Raw genomic sequence first — 23,754 nt, 5'->3', positions numbered from 1 at the left:
GCGTTTAACCCCGCGCCTTCACCGGCGCGGCGCCGTCGACATAGGCCTCGTTCAGATAGACCTCGGCCTCCTGCGGCGACAGGGCCGGCGCATAGCCAAAGCCTTGGCCATAGTCACAGCCCAGCGATTGCAGCGCATGCGCCATCTCGGCGTTCTCGACCCCTTCGGCGACGACTTCCAGATCCAGATCCTGGCCCAGCTTGACCACCGAGCGGACGATCTTGGCCGAGCCGGCGTTATTGCCCATGGTGCGGACGAAGTAGCGGTCGATCTTCAGCGTGTCGAACGGCAAGCGCGTCAGGTACGACAGCGACGAGAAGCCGGTGCCGAAGTCGTCCAGCGCAAGCCCTGCGCCCGCGTCGCGCAGCGTCTTCAGGATCACGGCGGCCCGTTCGGGATCGCGCATGATGTCGCTTTCGGTGACTTCCAGCTTCAGGGCGCCGCGCGGCAGGCGATTGACCCGCAGGGTCTCGGCCACGTCGGCGACCAGGCCGGGCCGGTCGATCTCGCCGGTCGACAGGTTGACGCTGACAGTCAGGTTCCCCATCGCCGGGTGAGCGGCGCGCCAGGTCGACAGCTGCTGGGCGGCGGCGTGCATCATGTGCGCGCCGAGCTCGCTCATCAGCCCCATCTCTTCGATCAGCGGCAGGAACTCGTCCGGCGGCAGCATGCCCCGGCGCGGATGGATCCAGCGGGCCAGGGCCTCGAAGCCGGACAGGGCGCCGGTCGACAGGCGCACGATCGGCTGGAAGTAGGGCGTGATCTCGCCCCGACCAATGGCGCCGCGCAGATCAGCCTCCAGCGCCAGGCGCGACAGGCCGTCGGTCTCCATCGCCCGGCCATAGGCGGCCGCGCCGCCTCGGCCGGCGGCGGCGGCGGCCTCGACGGCCAGTTCGGCGCGGCGCAGCAGTTCGGCGGCGTCCGGCGCGTCCAGGCCGCCTTCGGCCGAGACCGCGCCGATCGACAGGGTCGGGTGAATATCAAAGCCGGCCACGCGCAGCGGCTGCTCCAGCGCGCTGCGCAGCACCTCGGAGGGTTCGTAGCCGAGCGGCTGGCAGAGAACGGCGAACTCGTCCTCGCCGATCCGGCCCAGGATCGACTGGGCCGGGAACGCCGCCGCCAGGCGCGAGCCCAGCGCCGCCAGGACCAGGTCCGCGCGCTCGTGACCCAGCGCCTCGTTCAGGCGACGCAGTCGGTCGAGGTCGGCGACGACCAACTGGTGGGTCCCCTCCTGCGCCAGGCGCTCGCGGGCGCGGGCGAGGAAGCTGCGACGGTCCAGAAGTCCGGTCAGGTCGCAAAGCTCGGACGCGGAGAATTTCGTTTCGGGCGCCACGACGCCGGCGGCGCGCACGCCCTCTTCCAGCCAGACGCCGCGCCAGAGGCAGGTCTCGCCGCCGCGCACGCGGAAGCGGGCGACGACTTCGCTGCCCGGTTCACGCGGCTTCAGGACCTCTTCGGCCTGGGCGCGATCCTGCGGCAGGGCCAGGGCGCGGAAGGCGGCCGACGAGCATTCAGGCGCCAGCGGCCCAAGGCCCAAGGCGCGCGCCGCGCCGTTCAGACGCAACCTGTCGGTTTCGGGCTCCCAGATCCACAGGGCGACGTCCGCCGCGCCCAGCGCCTCAAGCGTGGCCGTCGCGTCCCAGATTCGTCGTTCGCCTGTCCGAAAAGACATACCCGTCCTAACCGTTTCGGCGAAAGCCGTGGCGCTACTCGGGCGCCACCAAGCCGAACAGACGATGATCTCGCCAAGCGCCGTTAATTTTCAAATAAGCGTGGGCATATCCCTCCTCGGAAAACCCGCATTTCGCGAGTAACGCGGCCGAGGCGTGGTTTTCCGGCATGCATGCAGCCTCCAGGCGGTGGAGACCAAGCCCGTGAAAGGCGAAACGGATCAAGGTTTCGACGGCGTCGGCCATATGCCCCTGGCGGACATAAGGCTCACCCAGCCAGTAGCCGATGGTTCCCGTCAGCGACACACCGCGCCGCACGTGAAACAGCCGGATCGCACCCAGCAGCGCGTCGTCCTCGCGCCGGAAGATGAAGAACGGATAGGCCTCGCCAAGCTCCAGTTCGCGGGCATAGGCGGCCAGCCGCGCCCGGAACGCCGCGCGGCTGAGATCGTGCTCCGGCCAGGTCGGCTCCCAGGGTTCGAGAAAGGCGCGCGACTGGCTGCGAAGGGCCGCCCACGGCGCGTAGTCCCGCTGCATCGGCGGCCTCAGATAGACCGCACGACCCTGCAACCGCAGGCGGGGACGAGGACTCAGAAACGGCAGCAAAACGGACACGCAGCCATCTTCGACCGTCAGGCCGCCGAGAACAACGCCTTGTCGAAGACTTCGCCGGCCTTGAGCGCCGACTTCGCCCCCAGCACGGCCGTCGCGGCGCGGCCGGCCGCCAATAGGCGCTGACCCAGACGGGCGACGTCCTGTGGCGTCACGGCGTCGACTTCCCGCGCCAGTTCAGCGGGCGGATAGAGACGGTCAAACAGCAGCACCTGCCCAGCCCCCTGCTCAGCGCGCGACAGCGGCTGCTCGCGGGCCATGAACATGTGCGCCTTCAGCTGCGCCTTGGCGCGGGCCAATTCCGCCTCTTCGATCCGGTCGGCCAGCTTGATCAGTTCGTCGGCGCAGACCTTGGCGGTCTCGACCGCGTCGCTCGCCGCGCAGCCCGCATAGATCCCCAGCGCGCCGTGGTCGGCATAGGTGTCGGCATAGGCGTCGATGTTGTAGGCCAGACCGCGTTTCTCGCGGGCCTCCTGGAAGAGGCGCGAGGACATGCCGCCGCCCAGGCATTCGGCGAAGATTCGCAGGGCGAAATAGTCGTCCTCCCGCGCGCCGCAGGCGGGCAGCATGAAGACCAGATGCGCCTGTTCGAGCTTGCGCGCCTCGGCCTGCGGGCCGCCGACAAAGGCGGCGGACTGCGCAAGCCCGACGCCCGGCGTCGCCGGCAGATCGCCGAACGCCCGCTCGGCGGCGGCCATCAGCTCAGCCTCCTCGACCGCGCCGGTGGCGGCGATCACCAGGCGATCGGCCGCGTAGAGATCGCCGCGCCAGTCCGACAGCGCCTCGACGCTGGCGGCGTTGACGGTCTCGTCGCTTCCGAGGATCGGGCGGCCGACGGGATGGTCGCCCCAGCTGGCCCGCTGGATCAGGTCGAAGACATAGTCGTCGGGCGCGTCGGCGGCCTCGGCGATCTCCTGGGCGACGACCTGCTTCTCCCGGGTCAGATCGGCGGGATCCAGCGTCGGGCGGCGCACCAGGTCGGCGATGACGTCCATGCCAAGGTCCAGGCCGCCCTTCAGCGCCCGGACCTGGAAGCTGGTGCGCTCATAGCCCGTGGCGGCGTTGATCGACCCGCCCTGGTTCTCGATCACCTCGACGATGTCACGGGCCGAACGTGAGCCGGCGCCCTTGAACACCATGTGTTCCAGAAGGTGCGACCAGCCCGAGCGCGCCGGGTCCTCATAGGCCGCGCCCCGGCCCGCCACGACGGACAGGGCCAGGGTTTCGAGGCCGGGCATCGGGTCGCAGACGACGCGGACGCCGTTCTTCAGGGTGCGCAAGGAAGCGGTCATGAGGCGCGCTATCTAAGTGTTCGCGCCCCTAAACGCCAGCTTTAGCTCAACTATTCGCCGCGAAGGTCCGCACAAAGGCCTTCACCGACGATCCATCCGCGGGCAGACGCTCGAACTTTTCCGGCTTCTTGGAGAGGTCGGGCGTGGCGCGCGGGGTCGAGGGCAGCAGGCCCGTGGCGGCCTGAACCGCCTCTGGGAACTTGGCCGGATGGGCGGTCGACAGCACCACGACCGGGATGGCCGGATCGATCCGGACGCCCTGGGCGGCGGCCAGGCCGACAGCCGTGTGCGGATCGACGACCTCGCCCGTTTCGTTCAGCGTCGAGAGCATGGTCTTGGCGGTGTCGGCCTCGCTGACGGCGGCGCCGCGGAACAGCTCGCGCATCCAGGCATGGGCGGCGGGCGGGATGTCCAGCAGGCCGGTGTCGGCGAACGCGCGGAAGGCGCGGCCGGTCTCGACCCCGTCGCGACGCACGGCCTCGAAATAGAGACGCTCGAAGTTCGAGGCGACCTGGATGTCCATGGCCGGGCTCTGGGTGGCGGCCACCGCGCCGCGCGAATAGCGGCCGTCCTCGAAGGCGCGGGCCAGGATGTCGTTGCTGTTGGTGGCGGCGGTCACCGAATGGATCGGCAGGCCCAGCGTCTTGGCCACGAAGGCGGCGTAGGCGTCGCCGAAATTGCCGGTCGGCACCACGAAGGCCACTTCGCGCGCCGGGGCGCCCAGGGCCACGGCGGCGGTGAAGTAATAGACGCTCTGGGCCGCGATCCGCGCCCAGTTGATCGAGTTGACGCCCGACAGGTCCACCGCGTGGCGGAACTGGTCGTCCTGGAAGGCCTGCTTGACGATGGCCTGGCAGTCGTCGAACGAACCCAGCACCGAGACGCAGGCGACATTGGCGTCGGTCGCGGTGGTCATGAACCGGCGCTGCACCTCGCTGATGCGGCCCTCGGGGAAGAGCGCGACGATGCGGGCGTTCTTGCGGCCCCGGAACGCTTCGACGGCCGCGCCGCCGGTGTCGCCCGAAGTGGCGCAGATGATGGTCATCTTCCGCGACTGGCGCTCGAGCACATAGTCGTAGAGGCGGCCCAAGAGCTGCATCGCAACATCTTTGAACGCCAGGGTCGGTCCGTGGAACAGTTCCAGCAGATAGCGGTTGGCAGTCAGTTGCTTTACCGGCGTCACAGCGGTGTGGGCGAAGGTGGCGTAGGCCTCCTCGCACATCTGGAGCAAGTCGTCGGCGGGAATGTCGTCGCCCACGAACTTGCCGACCACGGCGGCGGCGACCTCGGCATAGGGCTTGCCGGCGAAGGCGGCGATCTGCTTGGCCGTGAGGCTGGGCCATTCGGCGGGCACGTACAGGCCACCGTCGGGGGCCAGGCCGGCCAGGACGGCGTCGAGGAAGCCGATGGGTGCGGACTGGCCGCGGGTCGAAACGTAACGCATCAGGGTCTCAGTCTCCGCCAGAGCATGGCGGCATAGATAAACAGCAGGGTTACGGCAAGACCAAACCACGTAAGGGCGTATTCCAGATGCCGATTGGAAATTTCTGCCGGTAGCGGCGTGGGCGTCAGGCCTTCGGGCGCGGGCGTTTCCTGTTCGACCATCAGCACCAGCGGGGCGGGCTTGCGATCGGCGAAGCGCTCCAGGACCTTGGCGCGGTCGCCGCCCAGCTGCTCGATCGGGCTGAGCACGCCGACAACACGCCGAGGAGCCGCAAAGGCGCGCGGCGCCGGTGGGGACCTGGCCGGTCAGGCCGGGCACGACGCCGCGATCGACCAGGATCATGTTGTAGGGACCGGCCAGCACCGCGCACGGCGACTGGGCGCGCCAGACGACGTCGCCGTCACGGACGCCATAGACCAGCGGCAAGGGCTCCCCGCCCACATCGCCGCAGTCGACGCTGACCCGGGTCCAGGCCAGATCCTCTGGCCGCGCCTCGGCGGTCAGCACCTGGACCAGCGGCAGGGCCGGCGCGGTCTTCAGCGCCTCGAGCCGGGCCAGTACGCCCTCCTTCCAGTGAAGGCGCTGCAGCTGCCAGCTCCCCAGGCCGCACAGGATGGCAAAGGCGATGGCGGTGGCGATCGTCAGGCCGAAGGGAAAGCGTGTCTTGCCGGTCGAAATCTCAGACATGGTCGCGTCCCGCTTCCGAGGCCTTCTGCGCGATCTGGGCGGCGACCATCAGGCCCTTGGCCGGACGCATCAGGCCGAGGCTGATCGCCACCACGGCCGGCAGCCAGACCACCAGCGACACCCAGACCGGCCAGTTCCAGGCAAACATCGAGAACAGCGCCCCAAAGGCGCAGATCGCGCCGGCGATCAGGATGACGAAGGTCGCCGCGCCGTCGCCGGTCTCATGCTTGCCAAGGTCAAAGCCGCAGGCCTCGCAGCGGGGCGCCACCTTGAGAAAACCGTCGAACAGATAGCCCTCGCCGCAGTGGGGGCACAGACCGCGCGCGCCGGCGGCGTAGGGGTTCACTTTTGTCATTCGAACCTTGGCCCGAAATCCACGCCCTTCGACAAGCTCAGGGTGAGGATTTCTATGTCGTCGACAGTGGCCCTCATCCTGAGCCTGTCGAAGGACGAGGGCGGCGCACCGCCCTCAAACGAAAAAGGCCCGGAACGCTGTCTGGCGTTCCGGGCCCCCGTGGATCTTCTGATCTAGTGGGCCGAGGCCCCGAAGATCACGTAGATGAACGCGAACAGGAACAGCCAGACCACGTCAACGAAGTGCCAGTACCAGGCGGCCGCTTCGAAGCCGAAGTGCTTCTGGGGCGTGAAGGCGCCGGTCATCAGGCGGATCAGGCAGACGATCAGGAACAGCGTGCCCACGAAGACGTGGAAGCCGTGGAAGCCCGTGGCCAGGAAGAAGGTCGAACCATAGAGGCCCGAATTGGCGGCGGCTTCCGAGTAGAACAGCTGCTCGTGGTTGATGTGCGCGTACTCGTACACCTGGATGGCGGTGAACAGGCAGCCCAGCACGATGGTCAGGATCAGACCCCACTTGGCGCCCTTGCGGTCGCCGACCTGCAGCGCGTGGTGCGCCCAGGTGACCGTCGTGCCCGAGAGCAGCAGGGTCAGGGTGTTGATCAGCGGCAGGTGCCAGGCCGAGACCGTCTCGACACCGGCCGGCGGCCAGGCGGCCCAGGCGGTGCGAACTTCTTCGATCGTCGAGAGGGTGCGGTGCTCGTGGAACAGCGCCATCTCGAAGAACATCCAGAACCACGCCACGAAGAACATCACTTCCGAGGCGATGAACAGGATCATGCCGTAGCGCAGGCCGATCGAGACGACCGGGGTGTGATCCCCCGCCTTCGATTCCTTGGCGACATCGGCCCACCAGCCGAACATCGTGTAGAGGATGCCGGCCATGCCCGCGGCGAAAATGGCCCAGTTGCCCTTCTCGATGCCGAGCACGCCGCCCTTGAGCCAACCGATCAGGCCGATGGCCATAACGGTGGCGGCGGCCGAGCCCACGAAGGGCCACGGGCTGGGCGGAAGGATGTGGTAGTCGTGTTTGACGGCGCCGGCCATGTTGCTGCTAACCCTTATATCCCTCTAGACGCACGGCCGGTCCCCCCGCCTATGCGTGTATGCCGAATGCTATAGACCTCTCGACGGTGCGCCGCCAAGGGGGTCCACGATGCGGGGCGTTGTCGCGGCCGCGACTTGCCCCGGCTTGTCGTCGTCGACCGCCGGGAAGAAGGTGTAGCTGAGGGTGATCTCAGGCTTTCCCTTCGTTTCAGGGTCGTCCGCATATTGGGGATCTACGAAGTAGACCACCGGGAACTCTACGGTCTGGCCAGGCTGGATCGTCTGGCTGGTGAAACAGAAGCACTCCAGCTTCTGGAAGTACGGCCCCGCCTGTTCCGGCACGACGTTATAGAGCGCGCGTCCCGTGATCGGCTTGTCCGTAGGGTTGGTGACCTTGAAGAAGGTCAGACCCGTATCGCCGATGCGGATATCCTGCTTGGGCTGCAGCGCCTGGAAGCGCCAGGGCAGCTCACGGATATTGGCGTCGAATCGTACGGTGATCTTGCGATCCAGCACACGGGTCGGGGCCACCTCGGCACGGCGGACCGTGCCGTCGAAGCCGGTCACCTGGCAGAACAGCTTGTAGAGCGGCACCGACGCATAGGCCGCGCCGATCATGCCGCAGAAGGTCGCCACGCAGATGACCGCAACCTTCTTGTTGCGACGCGCCATCTGCTGCTGCGGGGTGAGATCGTCGTTAGATGTGGGGTTTTGCGACATTTCCGCCGAGCCTCACGAGGGTGACCACGAACACGAGAACGACGAAGGCGACCAGGCCCAAGGCGAGGGCCAGGTTGCGTCCGTCACGGGCTTTCTTGGCGGCCTGTTGCGCCGCGTCGGTTTCGACCGGTTGATTCACTTCAGGAGCTCCAAGGGGCGAACGCCCGTGACCGCCTCGCCCAGCAGGGCGGCGAACAGGGCGAAGAGGTAGAGAATCGAGAAGGCGAACAGATTGCGGGCGGCCTTGGCCCCGGCGGCCTTCTCATCCTCGGTGACGTCATAGAGGGCGCGGTCGGCTACGCGCGGATCGGCGGCGTCGCCGGCCTTGCTGGCGAACACGCGCCAGGCCAGCAGCAGGAAAACGAGGCCACCAAGACCCGACACGGCCAGATAGATCGGGCCGCCCAGGCCCGTCAGCACCGGCGACAGGCAGATCGGGAACAGGATCAGGCTGTAGAGCAGGATCTGCTTGCGCGTCTCGCGCGCGCCCTTGACCACGGGCAGCATCGGCACGCCGGCCTTGGCGTAGTCGGTGGTGACATACAGCGACAGCGCCCAGAAGTGCGGCGGCGTCCAGAAGAAGATGATCGCCACCATCAGCCAGGCGTTCAGGGGCGCCGAGCCCGTGGCGGCGGCCCAGCCGATGGCGGGCGGCAGCGCGCCCGCAAGGCCGCCGATGACGATGTTCTGCGCCGTCCAGCGCTTGAGCCACATCGTGTAGACGACCGCGTAGAAGACGATCGTGAAGGCCAGGAGGCCGGCGGCCAGCCAATTGACCGCGAAGCCCAGGAACATCACCGACAGCAGGGACAAAACCACGCCCAGCGAGGCGGCTTCCTCGCCCTTGATCTTGCCGGCCGGAACGGGGCGGCCGCGCGTGCGGCGCATCTTCTGGTCGATGTCGGCGTCGTACCACATGTTGAGCGCGCCCGAGGCGCCCGCGCCCACGGCGATGCAGAGCACGGCGATGGCGGCCAGCACGGGATGGATCGGCGCGCGCGCGGCCAGGAGGCCCGTCAGACCGGTGAAGACCACCAGCGACATGACGCGCGGCTTCATCAGCTGAAAATAGTCCTGCCAGCGGGCGGTTTCCGACGAATCCCGCAGCGGGGTCGTCTCGGCGCTGTCAGACGTCATGGCGGCTGTCTTTGACATCGATCCAAAACATACAGGTCTTGAACAGGCGAGGGGCGCGGCCCGGACCCTTAAGGATCCCGCCCGCGCCCCCCCTTTTTAGGTCCGGTTACGGACGACGGTTCACCCTAGTGGTGGTCGTCGCCCTTGATCACCGGCGGTTCGCTGAACTGGTGGAACGGCGGCGGCGAGGACAGGGTCCATTCCAGCGTGGTGGCGCCTTCGCCCCACGGGTTGGCCTCGGCCTTGCGGCGACGGATCGCCGCCTCGATCAGCACCAGCATGAACACGCCGACACCAACGACGGTGATCATGTAGCCGACCGTCGACACGTAGTTCCACAGGGTGAAGGCGTCCGGATAGTCGACATAGCGACGCGGCATGCCTTGCAGGCCCAGGAAGTGCTGCGGGAAGAAGATCAGGTTCACACCGATGAACATGATCCAGAAGTGGGCCGCACCGAGGAACTCGTTGTACTTCACGCCCCACATCTTCTCGAACCAGTAGTAGAAGCCCGCGAAGATGGCGAACACCGCGCCCAGCGACAGCACGTAGTGGAAGTGGGCCACCACGTAGTAGGTGTCGTGCAGGGTGTAGTCGATGCCGGCGTTCGACAGGACGACGCCGGTGACGCCGCCGACCGTGAACAGGAAGATGAAGCCGATCGCCCACAGCATGGGCGTCTTGAAGCTGAGCGAACCGCCCCACATCGTGGCGATCCAGCTGAAGATCTTCACGCCGGTCGGGACGGCGATGATCATCGTGGCGGCCACGAAGTAGGCGCGCAGGTTGATGCTCATGCCGACCGTGTACATGTGGTGCGCCCACACGACGAAGCCGACGAAGCCGATGGCGACCATCGCATAGGCCATCGCCAGGTAGCCGAAGACCGGCTTCTTGGAGAAGGTCGAGACGATGTGGCTGATGATGCCAAAGCCCGGCAGGATCAGGATGTACACTTCCGGGTGGCCGAAGAACCAGAACAGGTGCTGGAACATGACGGGGTCGCCGCCGGCGGCCGGGTCGAAGAAGTGGGTGCCGAAGTTACGGTCGGTCAGCAGCATGGTGATGGCGCCGGCCAGGACGGGCAGCGACAGCAGCAGCAGGAAGGCGGTGATCAGCACCGACCAGACGAACAGCGGCATGCGGTGCAGGGTCATGCCCGGCGCGCGCATATTGAAGATCGTGGTGATGAAGTTGATCGCGCCCAGGATCGACGAGGCGCCGGCCAGGTGGAGCGACAGGATCGCCAGGTCCATGGCCGGACCCTTGTGACCGATGGTCGACAGCGGCGGATAGATCGTCCAACCACCGCCGAAGCCGTGGCCCGGGCCGCCGTCGACGAACATCGACAGGACCAGCAGGATCCAGGCGGCGATCAGCAGCCAGAACGAGATGTTGTTCATCCGCGGGAAGGCCATGTCCGGCGCGCCGATCATGATCGGAACGAACCAGTTGCCGAACCCGCCGATCATCGCAGGCATGACCATGAAGAAGATCATGATCAGGGCGTGGGCGGTGACGACGGCGTTATAGCCGTGCTTGCCCTTGAAGATGCCCATCTGGGCCAGCATGCCGGTGTCGGAGAACACCTGAATGCCCGGCGCCATCAGCTCCCAGCGGATGAGGCCCGAAAGCGCGCCACCGACGATGCCCGCCATGATGGCGAACAGGATGTACAGCGTGCCGATGTCCTTGTGGTTCGTGGAGAAGAACCAGCGAGCGAAGAACGGCGGCTTGTGGTCGTCGTCGTGGGCGTGGTCGTGAGTGTCTGCGGCGGAAGCCATCTGACGTCTATCCTACGATCGTATTCTTAGGCCGCCGGCGCGGCAGGAGCCGCGGCCGGAACGGAAGCGGGGGCGGCCGGAGCCGAGGCGGGGGTCGCGCCCGAAGCCGCGGGGGCTTCAGCCGGAGCGGCCGCAGGCGCGGGCGGAGCGGTCTTGGCCTTAACCCAGGCGTCGAACTCGGCTTGGGTCACGACCTTGATCTCGATCGGCATGAAGGCGTGGTCGACGCCGCACAGCTCCGAGCACTGGCCGTAGAACACGCCGGTGCGATCGGCCTTGAACCAGGTTTCGTTCAGGCGGCCGGGAATCGCGTCGGTCTTCAGACCGAAGGCCGGCAGGGCGAAGGCGTGGATCACGTCGGCGGCGGTGACCTGAACCCGGACGACCTTGTTCACCGGAACGACCATCGCGTTGTCGGCGGCCAGCAGATACGGGACCTTCTTGGCCTCGGCCTGTTCCTTGGTCAGCGGCAGCGAGATGATTTCGCTGACCTTCTGGTCCGGGTACTCGTAGCCCCAGTACCACTGATAGCCCGTGGCCTTCACGGTCAGGTCCGGCTTGGGCATGTCGTTGTAGTGGAACAGCAGGCGGAACGAGAAGATGGCGATGACCATCAGGATCGCGACCGGCACGACCGTCCAGATCACCTCGATCATGGTGTTGTGGCTGAACTTGGCGGCGACCGGGTTCGCCTTCTTGTTGTAGCGAACAACGATCCAGATCAGCAGGCCCAGCACCAGCAGGGTGATGGCCGTGATGATCGGCATCAGGATCCAGTCATGGAACCAGATCGCGTGGTGCTTCAGCTCCGACGCGGCCGGCTGGAGGTCGATGGCCCCCGGCGTCGGCTGGCCCATCAGATCTTCCGCGAGCGCGTGTCCCGCGAACATCATCGTAGCGGCGAGGGCGGACGCGCCCGTCATGATCCGCCGAATCCCCGAAAATTGCGCCTTCATATCCCTCACGGCCCGTTTCGGCGGCGATTTGAGCCCGATCAAGGCCCGCGCCGCGCCGACATGCACATTACGACTGTCGATAAGGTCCTGCGCAATCGACTTTGCTCAAAATGAGTCGCGTGTCGACGCCCAGCCCGCCCGATTGTCGGTCCGGAGGCTGCATACGCGCATCGCCAGCCCTTGCCAAGCGCCAGAGCCCACGCGCTGAGCATGGGAACAGCCCGTAACCCCCGCCCCGAGGGGGTTCAGTCGCGAATGCCTCTCAGAAACCCCCGGATTCGGCGTCCGGATCATTACGTATCATTCATGAGTAGGTACCTTGCACCGCTCAGTACCGGGCGGTACAAGGGAGCATCAACGGAGGCAAGGACGCCGTGCCGGAAACAATTGAAATCCAACTGAAGAAAGGCGTGCTGGCGCTCTGTGTGCTGGCCCTGCTCTCGCACGCCGACAGCTACGCCTACGAGATCGCCAGCAGGCTCACGAGGGACATCGATATGGGGGAAGGGACGATCTATCCGCTGATGCGCCGCATGCAGTCGGATGGCCTGGTCGAGACCTATCTGGTGGAAAGCCAGAGCGGCCCGCCGCGCAAATACTACCGCCTCACCGCCGCCGGGCGCGAGAGCCTGGCGCAGCAGAAGGCCGAATGGACCGCGTTCGCCACCGCGGTGAACAACATCGTGGGAGCCGCTGCATGACCCGCGCCGAGTTCATCACCCGCCTGCGCCGGGGCCTGTCGGGCCTGCCGGCCACCACGATCGCCGACATCGTCGCCGATCACGAGGCGCACTTCGCCGACGCCCAGGCCGCCGGTCGCACCGAGGCCGAGGTCGCCGCCGCCCTGGGCGATCCCGATCGCCTGGCCCGCGAGCTGCGCGCCGAGGCCGGCCTCAAGCAGTGGGAGGAGAAGAAGACCCCGTCCAACGCCATGGCCGCGATCATCGCCTTGATCGGCCTGGGGGCCATCGACGTGATCTTCCTGCTGCCCCTGCTGATGGGCGTGCTGGCCACGCTGTTCGGCTTCCTGGTCGCCGTGGTGACGATCTTCTTCGTCGGCGGCTTCATCTTCGCCGCAGGTCCGCTGGCCTCGCCGCCCGGAGGGCCGATCACCGCCTTCCTGACGGGCATCGGCCTGATGGGCGTGGCCACCTTCATCGGCTCGCTGCTGACGGTGGTGACGGTCGGGGTCTTCAATGCGGTCGTCTGGTACGCCCGCCTGCACTTCCGGCTGCTGAAGCCGGCCATGGAACAAGCTTGAGCGGAGAGGAGGGGACCATGTTGATCCGCAATACGCTCATCGTCGCCGGGGCGAGCTTCGCCCTCGCGGTCGGTTGCTTCGCTGGGGTGGCGGCCATCGCCGGCCCTGAACTGATGACCAAAGGCTGGACGATCCCGTTTGGGGACAGCGCCTCGGTGACCATCACCGACGACAACGGCAAGGTGATCCACACCGTCCGCCACGTTGGCGCCGGCGGAGCGCCGTCGCCGATGGTCGATCGCACCCTGCCCTGGACGGGCAAGGACACGCTGATCATCGACCTGCCGGTCGACGTCGTCTTCGTCCAAGGCGCAGAGGCCAAGATCGTCGTCTCCGGGCCCAAGACCTATGTCGATCGCCTGAAGGTCGACGGCGGCCGCATCAGCCTCGACGACATCAATCTGGCCGACAGCGCCGTCATGACCTTGGGCCCGGACGGGCTGCAGGTGCGTAGCGATCGCGACCGGATGAAGATCACGGTCGTGGCGCCCGACGTCACCCGCTTCGAGGTGCGCGGCTCGGGCGATCTCGATATCCGCCGCTACGAGCACCCGGCCCTGGGGCTGGATATCTCGGGCAGCGGCGACGTCGAGGCCGAGGGCAAGACCGAGACGGTCACCGTCGACAACGCCGGCTCGGGCTATGCCGACCTGGCCGCGCTGAAGGCCAAGGACGCCACCATCGACGTCTCGGGCAGCGGCGGCGGCGCGGTCTTCGCCACGGACAAGGCCAAGATCGACATCTCCGGCAGCGGCGATGTCGAGCTGCGCACCGAGCCCAAGTCGGTGACCAGCGAGATCACCGGCTCGGGCGATATCCGCCGCGAGTACTGATCCGCGACAAAAGGGGCGGGGTGACGAGCGCGTTCGGAAGTCTTACCTGTAGGACCATGAACGCTCCGATCCCCGCCTCTTCCCTTTCGATCCTGGACGCAGCCGGCGTCGATCCTGACCGCGCCCGCGCGATCCTGGGCGAAGCCCTGGCCGGCGCCGACGACGGCGAACTGTTCCTCGAACGCTCCGAGAGCGAGGCCTTCGTCTTCGACGATGGACGCCTCAAGAGCGCCTCCTACGATTCGGGCGAGGGCTTTGGCCTGCGCGTGGTGGCCGGCGAGACGGCAGGCTACGCCCACGCCGCCGAGATTTCCGAGGCCGCCATCCGCCGCGCCTCTGATTCGGCGAGCCTGGCCAAGCGCGGGCACGCCGGCGTCAGCGCCGAAGGACCGCGCGCCACCAACGAGAAACTCTATGGCGAGGACAATCCGGTCAGCGCGCCGGACTTCTCCGACAAGGTCGCCCTGCTGCAGGAGATCGACGCCTTCGCCCGCGCCCGCGATCCGCGCGTCGTGCAAGTGATGGCCTCGATGGCCGGCGAGCGCCGCGTCGTCGAGATCCTGCGCGCCGACGGCCGGCTGATCCGGGACGTCCGCCCGCTGGTGCGCGTCAATGTCCAGGTCACCGTCGAGAAGGACGGCCGCCGCGAGAGCGGCTCGTCCGGCGCCGGCGGCCGCGCCGGCTTCGCCGCCTGGATCAGCCCCGACAAGTGGCAGGATCAGGTCGATGAGGCCCTGCGCATGGCGCTGGTGAATCTGGACGCCGTCGCCTGCCCCGCCGGCGAGATGGACGTGGTGCTGGGTCCGGGCTGGAACGGCGTGCTGCTGCACGAGGCCGTCGGCCACGGCCTGGAAGGCGACTTCAACCGCAAGGGCATCAGCGCCTTTTCAGGCCGCATCGGCGAGCGCGTGGCCGCCCCCGGCGTCACCGTCTTCGACGACGGATCGATCCCCGGTCGCCGCGGCTCTCTGACGGTCGATGACGAGGGCACCCCCACCGAGCGCACCATCCTGATCGAGGACGGCATTCTCGTCGGCTACATGCACGATCGGATGAGCGCCCGCCTGATGGGCATGAAGGCCACCGGCAACGGCCGCCGTCAGTCCTACGCCCACATGCCCATGCCGCGCATGACCAACACCGGCATGCTGGCCGGCGAGCACGATCCGCAAGAGATGATCGCCTCGCTGAAGCGCGGCCTCTACTGCGCCAATTTCGGCGGCGGCCAGGTCGACATCACCAACGGCAAGTTCGTCTTCCAGTGCACCGAGGCCTACCTCGTCGAAGACGGCAAGATCACCGCCCCCGTGAAGGGCGCCACCCTGATCGGCGATGGCCCCAGCGCGCTGACCCGCGTGACGATGATCGGCAACGACTTCGACTTCGACCCCGGTATCGGCGTCTGCGGCAAGTCGGGCCAAGGCGTGCCGGTGGGCGTGGGCCAGCCGTCGCTGAAGATCACCGGCCTGACCGTGGGCGGGACGGCGGTCTAAGGGGACGTCCGAAAGCGCCCCCACCGTCACGCCGCGTATCCGCAGCGCGCCACCTCCCCCGTTTCACGGGTGAGGAGAGCGATCACTCAGAGCTTCCTGCCCCGCTCGCGGGGGAGGTGGCGCAACGCCGGTAGGCGATGCGACGGGGGGGGGGCGCTTCTCAGCGCTAAAGCCGCCGCTCCAGATACGTCACCGTCTTCTTCCCGCCATGGATCTCGGCCGTCCCCACCGGGACAAAGCCGAGCGCCGCATGGAAGGCGTCCGAGGCGGGGTTGGGCGGGTCGGAATTGACCTCACAGACGATCCGCGCGTGGCCCGCCGCCGTGGCTGCGGCGAAGAGGTCGTCATAGAGCGCCTTGGCCAGCCCCCTGCCCCGCGCGCTGTCGGCGACGACGACGCGGTCGACATAGACGAACGTCGGATAGCGCTCGCGAAACCACAGGAAGTTGGGGCTGTCGTAGTCGGCGTCCTGGTCGAAGGTCAGCAAGAGGGCGTCGGCCACGCCGACACGCCGCGCCAGAAACGCCTGCGCGACCAGATGCGCCAGCCGCTCGGGCTCCAGCCAGGACAATTCCACGGCGTGGGCGTTGTTCAGCGCCAGCAGCGCCGCGCCGTCAGGCGCGTTCAGATCAGCGAGGGCGAGGGGGATCGAAAGTCGGCTCATAACCTCACCTGCGCCTGGGCCCCACGGCGGACGGGTCGCGGCCCGGCGCCACCTTGCAAAGGTTTAATCCACCTGTCCGGCTTGTAACTTCCCTCAAGGGGAGCCGAGAGGCACCGTCGAACCCAGGACGCCATTGTCCTGACCGTTCGGGTTGGGAGCGGAAGCGGTCCCCGCGGTTTGAGCCACCGCGAGGACCGTCTCACCCGAAGGTGAGACGTGGTCCCCTCCACGTCTCCGCGAGGGGCCCCGGATCGTCGCCGGGGCCCCTCTTTGCTTAGGACGCCGCCTTAGGCCTTCTTGGGCGCGCCGACGTTGTCGGCGCCGTGCGACCACTTCTTGAGGACCGGCGACAGCAAGAGGAAGCCGATCCCGATCGCCACCGCCACCAGGCCGATGATGTTGAAGACCTTCAGCGACGCGGCCAGGGCCGCGCCGGGGTCCAGCACCTGGCCGCCGACCGTCTCGGTGGCCGCCAGACCGGCGATCTTGCCGCCGACCCACTGGGCGATGGCCACGGCCAGGAACCAGACGGCCATCATGAACGACACCACCGAGGCGGGCGACAGCTTGGTCATCTGCGACAGGCCGACCGGCGACATGCACAGCTCGCCGGTGGTGTGCAGCATGTACATCAGCACCAGGAAGATCAGCGGCAGCTTGAACGCGCCGTCGGCGAAGGTGGAGCCCCACTGCAGCAGCAGGAAGCCGGCGCCGACCTGGATCAGGGCCAGGCCGAACTTGATCACCGGGTTCGGGTCCTTGCCGCGCGCGCCCAGGAACGTCCACACCGCCGCGAACACGGGCGCGAAGATCAGGATCCAGCCGGCGTTCAGCGCCTGGGTCTGCGGGGCGTTGAAGCTGGTGTCGACCCAGAAGGTCGAGGCCGCGTCGATGCCGGCCTTGGCCAGCTGGTCAGGCGTGGCCAGGGTCACCGCGCCGCTGAACAGCCGGACCGGCTCGCGGACCAGATCCAGCTGGACATTGGTGGCGGCGAACAGGCTGAGCGACGAGCCGGCCTGTTCAAACAGGGTCCAGAACACCACCGCGCCGAAGATCAGGAACACGGCCAGCGCCAGGCGCTCGCGCTCTTCCTTGGCGCACTTGGTGAACATGAAGAAGCCGATATAGCCCAGCGAGGCCAGGATGCCGATGTTGAGGGCGACCCCGACGATGGCGTTGAACTGCACCAGGAAGAAGATCCCGATGAGGCCCACCAGAGACAGGCCGTAGATGGCCAGTTCGCGGTTGATCGGACCGGCGACCTTTTCCTTCAGCACCTTGGGCTCCGGCGGTTCGGCCTTGCCGTCCAGCCAGGGCTTGCCCAGCACGAAGACGATGAAGCCGGCCAGCATGCCGACGCCGGCGAGGCCAAAGCCCGCCCACCAGCCGACATTGACGCCCAGCAGGCCGCACAGGATCGAGGCCCAGAACGAACCCAGATTGATGCCGTAGTAGTAGAGGGTGAAGCCCGGATCGCGGCGCGGATCGCCCTGCGGATAGAGCTGGCCGACGATGGTCGAGATGTTCGGCTTCAGGAAGCCGACGCCCAGGATGATCAGCGACAGTGAGAACCAGAAGATGTTCAGGTACAGCGGGTCGCGGCCCGCGACGTCCAGCTTGTAGTCGGCCTTGGGCAGAACGGCGGGCAGCGGCGCGTTGGCGGGCAGGCCCTTGATCTCGAAATCGCCGACCTTGGTCGCGGCGACCTCATAGGCCTTGCCGTCGACCACCAGCTTGGCTTCGCGGTTCTGACCGCGGCCCTCGGCCTGGAACTCGTAGGTCGCGCCCTGATAGGTCAGGGTCTGGACGGCGGGCTTGCCCTCGATCGCCATGGCCAGGTGGCCGGCCACCAGCAGGACGGCGCCGAACGCCACAGCCTTGCGCGTGCCCAGCCACTTGTCGGCCAGGAAGCCGCCGATCAGCGGCACCAGATAGACGAGCGCGGTGTACGAGCCGTAGTGCCCGGACGCGGCCTTCGGATCGAACAGGAAGTGCTGCGTCAGGTAGAAGATCAGGATGGCGCGCATGCCGTAGTAGGAGAAGCGCTCCCACATCTCGGCCAGGAAACAGATGATCAGGCCGCGCGGATGGCCTTTCAGCAATTGAAGAAGAACCGGGATCCCGGTCACGAGCGTGACCAGGATGCCCACGGCGATAACGATGTTCATACGCTAGCCTTAGAACGTGACGAGAGGCGGAAACTGACCCCCCATTTGGTCAAATCGTCCCCGCCGGCCCCAATTTGGCGGCGAGAAGACCACGCGGGAGAGGGTTTCACAAGCAACGGCTTGCGCGGGCGCCAGAGCCCAGGCCCGCCATGCCCGATCCAGAACGGGAAACGGGCGACGCGGACACCCCGACCGCGACATTGCGCCCCCTTGATCGAAACCGCGAATTAAGGCGCTTTTGACCCTTGGGAGCGCGACCATCGCCCCAGCGTCCGCCAGAGACGCACGGAGGAAACCATGGCCTACGTCTCCTATGATCAGGCTGTTCACGCGACCGCAATTCGACCGCAACGCCGCCTCGCCTGGGGCCGGCTTCTGGCGCTCGCCGCCACGGTCGGGCTTTGGATTGGCCTGATCGCAGCGGTTCGGGCGATTCTCTGATCAGCCTCTCGCGGACGACTAGTACGCGCAGTCGGTGAAGACCCGTTCGATGTCGCCGCCCCAGGCGCCGTTGTACAGCGACAGCAGCTTCTCGGCCGGGGTGATCCCGCTGTCGGCGATCTGCTCCAGCTCGCCCAGATAGATGGTCTCGTCCAGGAAGCCGCCGTTCAACTGGGCGCGGTTCTTCAGACCCGCCTTGGCGACGGCGACAAAATCCTTGGCCACGTCCTGGGCCGAGCGGCCGGCGACTTGCGCCTTGAGGCCCAGCTTGGGCACATCGCGACGCAGGCCCTCGCGGTCCTCCAGCGTCCAGTCCTTGCAGAGGTCCCACGCGGCGGCGAGCGCGGCGTCATCGTAGAAGACGCCCGTCCACAGCGCCGGCAGGGCGCACAGGCGGCTCCAGGGCCCGGCGTCGGCGCCGCGCATCTCCAGATACGTCTTCAGCCGCACTTCGGGGAAGGCCGTGGTCGTGTGGTCGGCGAAGTCCTTCATCGTGGCGATCTCGCCCGGCAGCTCGGGCAGCTTGCCCTCGATGAAGTCGCGGAAGGACCGGCCGGCGACGTCGATGTACTTGTCGCCGCGCTTGACGAAATACATCGGCACATCCAGCGCGTAGCGGGCGTAGCGCTCGAAATCGAAGCCGTCCTCGAACACGAAGTCCAAGAGGCCCGTGCGGTTGGGATCGGTGTCGGTCCAGACATTGGCCCGGGCCGACAGGAAGCCGTTGGGCTTGCCTTCCGTGAACGGAGAATTGGCGAACAGGGCCGTGGCGATCGGCTGCAAAGCCAGGCTCATGCGGAACTTGGCGACCATGTCGGCTTCGCTGGAGAAGTCGAGATTGGCCTGCACCGTGCAGGTGCGCAGCATCATATCGAGGCCGAGATTCCCGACCTTGGGCATGTAGTTGCGCATGATCACGTAACGCCCCTTGGGCATCACCGGCACCTCTTCGCGCGTCCACTTCGGCGAGAAGCCCAGACCCGTAAAGCCCAGGCCCAGCTCGTCGGCGACGGTCTTGACCTCGTCCAGGTGCTGGCCGGTCTCCTCGCAGATCTCGTGCATGGTCGAGAGCGGCGCGCCCGAAAGCTCGAACTGACCGCCCGGCTCCAGGCTGACATTGGCCCCGTTGCGCTCGAGGCCGATGATGACCTCGCCCTCCATGACCGGCGTCCAGCCAAAGCGCTGCAGTCCGGTCAGCAGGGCGTGGACGCCCTTGTCGCCCTCGTAGGGCACGGGCTCATGCGAGCCCAGATAGAAGCCGAATTTCTCGTGCTCGGCCCCCACACGGAAGGCTTCCTTGGGCTTGGAGCCCTTGGCGAAATAGGCGGTGAGGTCGTCGAGCGTCAGCTGACGCTCCTGAACGCTAGCGGTGTCGGCCATGCAAGCCGTCCCTCCCCAGGGTGTTGCGGTGCTGCGGAAAGAGAGGGCCCATACTCTCCGCCGACGGCGATCCTAATCAGTCACGCCCAGTTGGGCGTTTTCTTTGCGAACCTCAAGGGGCCACCTTGAGCTTATCTGCGGACTACCGCCAATCCCCGGCAGCAGCCTGCCACAGGGTCATGGCTGAAATGGCCGCCGTGTCGGCGCGCAGGATGCGCGGGCCCAGCGACACCGGCGTGACGAAAGCAAGCCCGCGCAGGCGCTCGCGTTCCTCCGGGGCGAAGCCGCCCTCGGGACCGATCAGGATCGCGGCAGGCCCGGTTGTCCCCGACAGCGCCTCGATCATGGGCCTGGCGTCGCCACCCTCGTCGCAGAACACCAGGCGCCGGGCCGGGTCCCAGGCGTCGAGGATCTTGTCCAGCTTCTCGGGGTCGGCGACCTCGGGCACGTCGAGGCGCCCCGTCTGCTCGGCGGCCTCCATGGCGATGGCGTCCAGGCGCCCCAGCTTGACGAAATCGACATTGGTCCGCCGCGTGATGGTCAGCCGCACCCGGCGCGCGCCCAGCTCGGCGGCCTTCTCGACGATGGTCTCGACGCGGCCGCGCTTGACCATGGCGACGATGAGGTCGAGGTCGGGGCCCAGCGTCATCGGCCGCGTCTGCTCTTCGGCCTTCAGCAGGCAGCCGCGCTTGGTGGCCTCGACGAGGGTCGCCCGCCACTCGCCGTCGCGGCCGTTGAACAGCAAAAGCTCGGCGCCGACCGACAGACGCATCACCGAGGTCAGGTAGCGCGACTGATCGACGGTGGGGACGACGCCGGCCCCGGCGGACAGATCATTGGGAACGAAAAGGCGGATCATTTCGTCCTTCTAGCCTAACCGACGCGCCCGGGGGTAGGCTCGGCAGATGAGCAAGTCCGACGACGACGAGGCCGAACTCGTCCAGCTGCAACTGGCGCTGATCGCCCTGCAGAAAAAGGCCATCAAGGACGGCGACAAGATCCTCGTGGTCTTCGAGGGCCGCGACGCCGCCGGCAAGGACGGCGTCATCGCCCGGATCACCGAGCACCTGTCGCGGCGCGCCACCACGGTCGTGGCCCTGCCCAAGCCCACCGACCGCGAGCGCAGCGAGTGGTATTTTCAGCGCTATGTCGAATGGCTGCCGGCCTGCGGCGAGGCGGTGCTGTTCAACCGCTCCTGGTACAATCGGGCGGGCGTCGAGCGGGTGATGGACTTTTCGACGCCGCAGCAGCAGGAGCAGTTCCTGCGCGATGTCCCGGCCTTCGAGCGGATGCTGGTCGAGAACGGCCTGCGCTATGTAAAGTTCTGGTTGGACATCAGCCGCGAGGAGCAGGCCAAGCGCCTCAAATCCCGCCGCGAAGACCCGCTGAAGGCCTTCAAGACCAGCCCGCTGGACGCCGTCGCCCAGGAAAAGTGGGACGACTACACCAAGGCCCGCGACGAGATGCTGATGCGCACCCACAGCGACGTCGCGCCCTGGATCTGCGTCCGCGCCGACCACAAGAAGGCCGCCCGGCTCAACGTCATCCGCTGGCTGCTGCACGCGGCCGGCGACAAGAAGATCCTCAAGGGCGTGGAGAGGCCCGATCCTGCGGTGATCTTCCCGTTCGAGCCGGCGGCGCTGGAAGATGGGCGGTTGGCGCGGTAGCTGCGCCCCCTCCGTCACGTCGCCTATCGGCGCCGCGCCACCTCCCCCGCGATGCGGGTGAGGAGGAGAGGGCCACCCTCCTGCCCCGCTTGCGGGGGAGGTGGCGCGCGGCGCAGCCGCGCGACGGAGGGGGCGCTGCTAGCCCCTCTTCCGAGCCCTTCGCTCCGCCGCGATCTCCACGTTCCGCGCCACGCGATGGCGGACGATGTCCTCCACCAGGTCCGGCGGCAGCGGCGCGTCCGGCTGGAACCGGATCGTGCCCTTGGCGGTGTCGAAGCCGGCCAGCCGCTCGGCGAACACGTCCATCACCGCGCCCGGATAGAAGGCGCAGTGTTTGGCCGCCGCGCCGAAGTGGACGAGATTGCCGTTCAGCTTGAAGGTCGGCAGGCCATAGCTGATCGCCTCGACCGCCTCGGGGGCGGCCGCGCGGATCTGACCGCGAAGAACCTCCAGCGCCGCGCGCTGATCGGCGGGCAGTCTGGCCAGATAGTCGTCCACGGATGCGGCGGGGGGCTTCATCATCGGATGGTCCTCGATCGATCACACCAAGGACGTTGCAAAAACGCCCCCGCCGACACCGCCGCGACTATTTCACCCCATACAGCGCCATCACGTCCTTGCGGAACGCAGCCCCGCTGTCGGGGCGGCTGTAGAACATGTGGCCGCCCGCATAGTTGGACAGGGTCACGCGGCCATTGGCCGTGGCCGGCATGGCGTCGACGATCAGGCGCGAGGCGAAGAACGGACACGACAGGTCGTTATAGCCGTGGACGATCAGCACCTTCAGCTTGGGATCGACCGAGACGATCTTGCGCAGGTCGGTGACCGACTCGGTGTCCGCGCCGCGACCGCGGTCCCATTGGCCGTTGACCTTGTAGGACAGCGCCTCATAGCGAGCCTCAGGCTTCCAGCCGACGACGCGGGTCGTGAAATCGACGATCGCGCTGGTGGTCGGAGCGATGATCGCGTCGAGGATCGGGTCATTGACCTCCTGCTCCGGCGCGAACGGGAAGGGGTCGAGCGAGGTGACGTTGCTGTCGTAGCGGCTGCCCAGGCGCCCCTTGTCGCGGAACGCCTCGCGCAGGAACGACTGGGTTTCCAGGCGACCACCGGCGCGGCGGACATAGGTCGGATCAAGCCCCGTCATCGCCGAGACCTTGGCTGTCAGGCGATCCAGGGCGGCGGGGTCCGCGCCCTTCATCAGGTCGACCATGTATTCGCCGCGCGTATAGTCCTCGACGGCCTTGATCGCCTCGGGCGTCAGCTTACCCTCGCGCTCCAGCTTGGCCGCCGCGATCGACGGCAGGGTCCACATGGCCGGCAGAGGCGAGATCTCCTGCGAGACACGGCCGGCGCTGGTCAGCAGCGGCGAGACCAGCACCACGCCCTTCACCGCCACCCCTAGATCGGTCTGCAGGGTGTAGGCCAGGCGCGGCCCCCGGAAGCCGCCGTAGCTTTCGCCGACCAGATACTTCGGCGCGGCCAGACGGTCGGACTTGACCAGGTAGTCGAAGACGATCCGCGACAGGTAGTCGATGTCCTGCTTGACGCCGAAGAAGCGCTTCTTGGCTTCGTCCTCAGGGATCAGCGAACGCGAGAAGCCGGTGCCGACCGGGTCGATGAACACCAGATCGGTGAAGTCCAGCCACGAGGCCGGATTGTCGTCCAGCTTACTGAAGTCCGACGGGCTGTCGCCCTCGGCGCCGAACTGCACGCGCTTGGGGCCCAGGGCGAAGTTCAGATAGACGCTGGCCGCGCCCGGACCGCCGTTGAAGGCGAAGGTGATCGGACGCTTGGGATCGCGCGGTCCGTCCAGGGTGTAGGCGGTATAGACCACCTCGGCGATTTTCTTGCCCTTCTCGTCGCGCACCGGCATGGCGCCGACCGTGGCGGTGTAGGTCAGGGTCTTGCCGGCCAGGACCGTGGTCTGCTTGACCGACTTCTCGCCGGGGAACGCCGGCAGGTCGGTTCCAGACTTCTCGGCGGCGGCCTTGTCGCCGCCCTTGTCCTGGGCGAACGCGGACGGGGCGAACACGCTCGGACCCGACAGGGCCGCCACGGCGACCAGAGCCAGCAGGCCCGCTCGGAAAGACTGTTTCATCGATACCCCTCCACTGAGGGCGAAATTGCTAGGCCAAGGCGCG

The 23,754-nt window shown here is 67.3% G+C and carries 24 protein-coding genes and 1 pseudogene; 6 read left to right on the top strand and 19 right to left on the bottom strand.

The genetic code is table 11. The features are described from left to right. Positions 1-4 precede the first annotated feature (4 nt). The 12 genes and pseudogenes from CVUC_RS12410 to coxB form a co-directional block, all read right to left on the bottom strand. Positions 5-1,672 (bottom strand): putative bifunctional diguanylate cyclase/phosphodiesterase, encoded by a 1,668-nt coding sequence (locus tag CVUC_RS12410; protein WP_096034428.1) that lies wholly within the window; start codon positions 1,670-1,672, stop codon positions 5-7. Between the two features lie 34 nt (positions 1,673-1,706). Continuing rightward, positions 1,707-2,285 (bottom strand): GNAT family N-acetyltransferase, encoded by a 579-nt coding sequence (locus tag CVUC_RS12405; RefSeq protein ID WP_096034429.1) that lies wholly within the window; start codon positions 2,283-2,285, stop codon positions 1,707-1,709. 17 nt (positions 2,286-2,302) lie between these two features. Beyond that, positions 2,303-3,574: a M16 family metallopeptidase gene (locus tag CVUC_RS12400; protein ID WP_010921227.1), complete on the bottom strand. Its 1,272-nt coding sequence runs from the start codon at positions 3,572-3,574 to the stop codon at positions 2,303-2,305. A 46-nt stretch (positions 3,575-3,620) separates the two neighbouring features. Then, on the bottom strand, positions 3,621-5,018 hold the full coding sequence (gene thrC / locus CVUC_RS12395) for a threonine synthase (protein WP_096034430.1): 1,398 nt from the start codon (positions 5,016-5,018) through the stop codon (positions 3,621-3,623). Further along, positions 5,018-5,705 (bottom strand): annotated as a pseudogene (locus CVUC_RS12390) (SURF1 family protein). Before CVUC_RS12390 ends, thrC begins: the two are co-directional and overlap by 1 nt. Further along, on the bottom strand, positions 5,698-6,060 hold the full coding sequence (locus tag CVUC_RS12385) for a DUF983 domain-containing protein (protein WP_096034432.1): 363 nt from the start codon (positions 6,058-6,060) through the stop codon (positions 5,698-5,700). The pseudogene CVUC_RS12390 and the gene CVUC_RS12385 overlap by 8 nt, the downstream one beginning before the upstream one ends. A gap of 173 nt (positions 6,061-6,233) precedes the next feature. Next, entirely contained in the window at positions 6,234-7,106 is an 873-nt protein-coding gene (locus CVUC_RS12380) for a cytochrome c oxidase subunit 3 (protein WP_010921231.1), read from the bottom strand. 69 nt (positions 7,107-7,175) lie between these two features. Then, positions 7,176-7,826, bottom strand: a complete 651-nt coding sequence (locus CVUC_RS12375; RefSeq protein WP_015923266.1) for a cytochrome c oxidase assembly protein — start codon at positions 7,824-7,826, stop codon at positions 7,176-7,178. Further along, positions 7,804-7,965, bottom strand: coding sequence for a hypothetical protein (locus CVUC_RS12370; protein ID WP_010921233.1), 162 nt, complete (start codon positions 7,963-7,965; stop codon positions 7,804-7,806). The genes CVUC_RS12375 and CVUC_RS12370 overlap by 23 nt, the downstream gene beginning before the upstream one ends. After that, positions 7,962-8,981 carry a heme o synthase gene (gene cyoE, locus CVUC_RS12365; RefSeq protein WP_015923267.1) on the bottom strand — a complete coding sequence of 340 codons (1,020 nt, stop codon included), beginning with the start codon at positions 8,979-8,981 and terminating at the stop codon, positions 7,962-7,964. The genes CVUC_RS12370 and cyoE overlap by 4 nt, the downstream gene beginning before the upstream one ends. Positions 8,982-9,088: 107 nt before the next feature. Then, complete coding sequence (gene ctaD, locus CVUC_RS12360) at positions 9,089-10,747, bottom strand: cytochrome c oxidase subunit I (RefSeq protein ID WP_010921235.1); 1,659 nt, start codon at positions 10,745-10,747, stop codon at positions 9,089-9,091. A gap of 26 nt (positions 10,748-10,773) precedes the next feature. Continuing rightward, a complete protein-coding gene (coxB, locus tag CVUC_RS12355) occupies positions 10,774-11,703 on the bottom strand; it encodes a cytochrome c oxidase subunit II (RefSeq protein ID WP_096034433.1) in 930 nt (309 codons plus the stop codon). A gap of 374 nt (positions 11,704-12,077) precedes the next feature. Between coxB and CVUC_RS12350 the strand changes: the two genes are divergently transcribed. The 4 genes from CVUC_RS12350 to tldD are packed head-to-tail and all read left to right on the top strand — an operon-like array spanning position 12,078 to position 15,290. Continuing rightward, a complete protein-coding gene (locus CVUC_RS12350; RefSeq protein ID WP_010921237.1) occupies positions 12,078-12,404 on the top strand; it encodes a PadR family transcriptional regulator in 327 nt (108 codons plus the stop codon). Next, positions 12,401-12,964 (top strand): DUF1700 domain-containing protein, encoded by a 564-nt coding sequence (locus CVUC_RS12345; protein ID WP_096034434.1) that lies wholly within the window; start codon positions 12,401-12,403, stop codon positions 12,962-12,964. The genes CVUC_RS12350 and CVUC_RS12345 overlap by 4 nt, the downstream gene beginning before the upstream one ends. Then, positions 12,961-13,797, top strand: a complete 837-nt coding sequence (locus CVUC_RS12340; RefSeq protein ID WP_096034435.1) for a GIN domain-containing protein — start codon at positions 12,961-12,963, stop codon at positions 13,795-13,797. Before CVUC_RS12345 ends, CVUC_RS12340 begins: the two co-directional genes overlap by 4 nt. A gap of 56 nt (positions 13,798-13,853) precedes the next feature. Then, on the top strand, positions 13,854-15,290 hold the full coding sequence (gene tldD, locus CVUC_RS12335; protein WP_024265953.1) for a metalloprotease TldD: 1,437 nt from the start codon (positions 13,854-13,856) through the stop codon (positions 15,288-15,290). 166 nt (positions 15,291-15,456) lie between these two features. On the opposite strand, the gene CVUC_RS12330 is transcribed toward tldD, so the two are convergent. The 3 genes from CVUC_RS12330 to CVUC_RS12320 form a co-directional block, all read right to left on the bottom strand. Beyond that, positions 15,457-15,954 carry a GNAT family N-acetyltransferase gene (locus CVUC_RS12330; RefSeq protein WP_096034436.1) on the bottom strand — a complete coding sequence of 166 codons (498 nt, stop codon included), beginning with the start codon at positions 15,952-15,954 and terminating at the stop codon, positions 15,457-15,459. 287 nt (positions 15,955-16,241) lie between these two features. Beyond that, positions 16,242-18,122, bottom strand: a complete 1,881-nt coding sequence (locus CVUC_RS12325) for a peptide MFS transporter (RefSeq protein WP_096034437.1) — start codon at positions 18,120-18,122, stop codon at positions 16,242-16,244. A 9-nt stretch (positions 18,123-18,131) separates the two neighbouring features. After that, entirely contained in the window at positions 18,132-18,473 is a 342-nt protein-coding gene (locus CVUC_RS12320; protein ID WP_015923269.1) for a hypothetical protein, read from the bottom strand. Between CVUC_RS12320 and CVUC_RS12315 the strand changes: the two genes are divergently transcribed. Next, a complete protein-coding gene (locus CVUC_RS12315; protein ID WP_015923270.1) occupies positions 18,420-18,563 on the top strand; it encodes a hypothetical protein in 144 nt (47 codons plus the stop codon). The two genes, CVUC_RS12320 and CVUC_RS12315, sit on opposite strands and share 54 nt — an antisense overlap. A gap of 18 nt (positions 18,564-18,581) precedes the next feature. Here CVUC_RS12315 and CVUC_RS12310 read toward each other — a convergent pair whose 3' ends face one another. Together CVUC_RS12310 and CVUC_RS12305 are read right to left on the bottom strand one after the other, a co-directional pair. Then, positions 18,582-19,943, bottom strand: a complete 1,362-nt coding sequence (locus tag CVUC_RS12310; protein WP_096034438.1) for a glutamate--cysteine ligase — start codon at positions 19,941-19,943, stop codon at positions 18,582-18,584. A gap of 142 nt (positions 19,944-20,085) precedes the next feature. Next, positions 20,086-20,802 carry a 16S rRNA (uracil(1498)-N(3))-methyltransferase gene (locus CVUC_RS12305; protein ID WP_010921244.1) on the bottom strand — a complete coding sequence of 239 codons (717 nt, stop codon included), beginning with the start codon at positions 20,800-20,802 and terminating at the stop codon, positions 20,086-20,088. 46 nt (positions 20,803-20,848) lie between these two features. On the opposite strand from CVUC_RS12305, the gene ppk2 reads away from it, so the two are divergent. Next, on the top strand, positions 20,849-21,610 hold the full coding sequence (gene ppk2 / locus CVUC_RS12300) for a polyphosphate kinase 2 (protein ID WP_096034439.1): 762 nt from the start codon (positions 20,849-20,851) through the stop codon (positions 21,608-21,610). Between the two features lie 138 nt (positions 21,611-21,748). Here the strand turns inward: ppk2 and CVUC_RS12295 are convergent, their stop codons facing one another. Beyond that, complete coding sequence (locus tag CVUC_RS12295) at positions 21,749-22,132, bottom strand: iron chaperone (protein ID WP_096034440.1); 384 nt, start codon at positions 22,130-22,132, stop codon at positions 21,749-21,751. A gap of 64 nt (positions 22,133-22,196) precedes the next feature. Beyond that, a complete protein-coding gene (locus CVUC_RS12290; protein WP_096034441.1) occupies positions 22,197-23,711 on the bottom strand; it encodes a S10 family peptidase in 1,515 nt (504 codons plus the stop codon). Positions 23,712-23,754: the final 43 nt, after the last annotated feature.

Source organism: Caulobacter vibrioides (assembly GCF_002858865.1).
Lineage (GTDB): Bacteria > Pseudomonadota > Alphaproteobacteria > Caulobacterales > Caulobacteraceae > Caulobacter > Caulobacter vibrioides.
The sequence above is the reverse complement of the archived record's forward strand: the minus strand, read 5'-3'. Positions and strand labels throughout refer to the sequence as shown.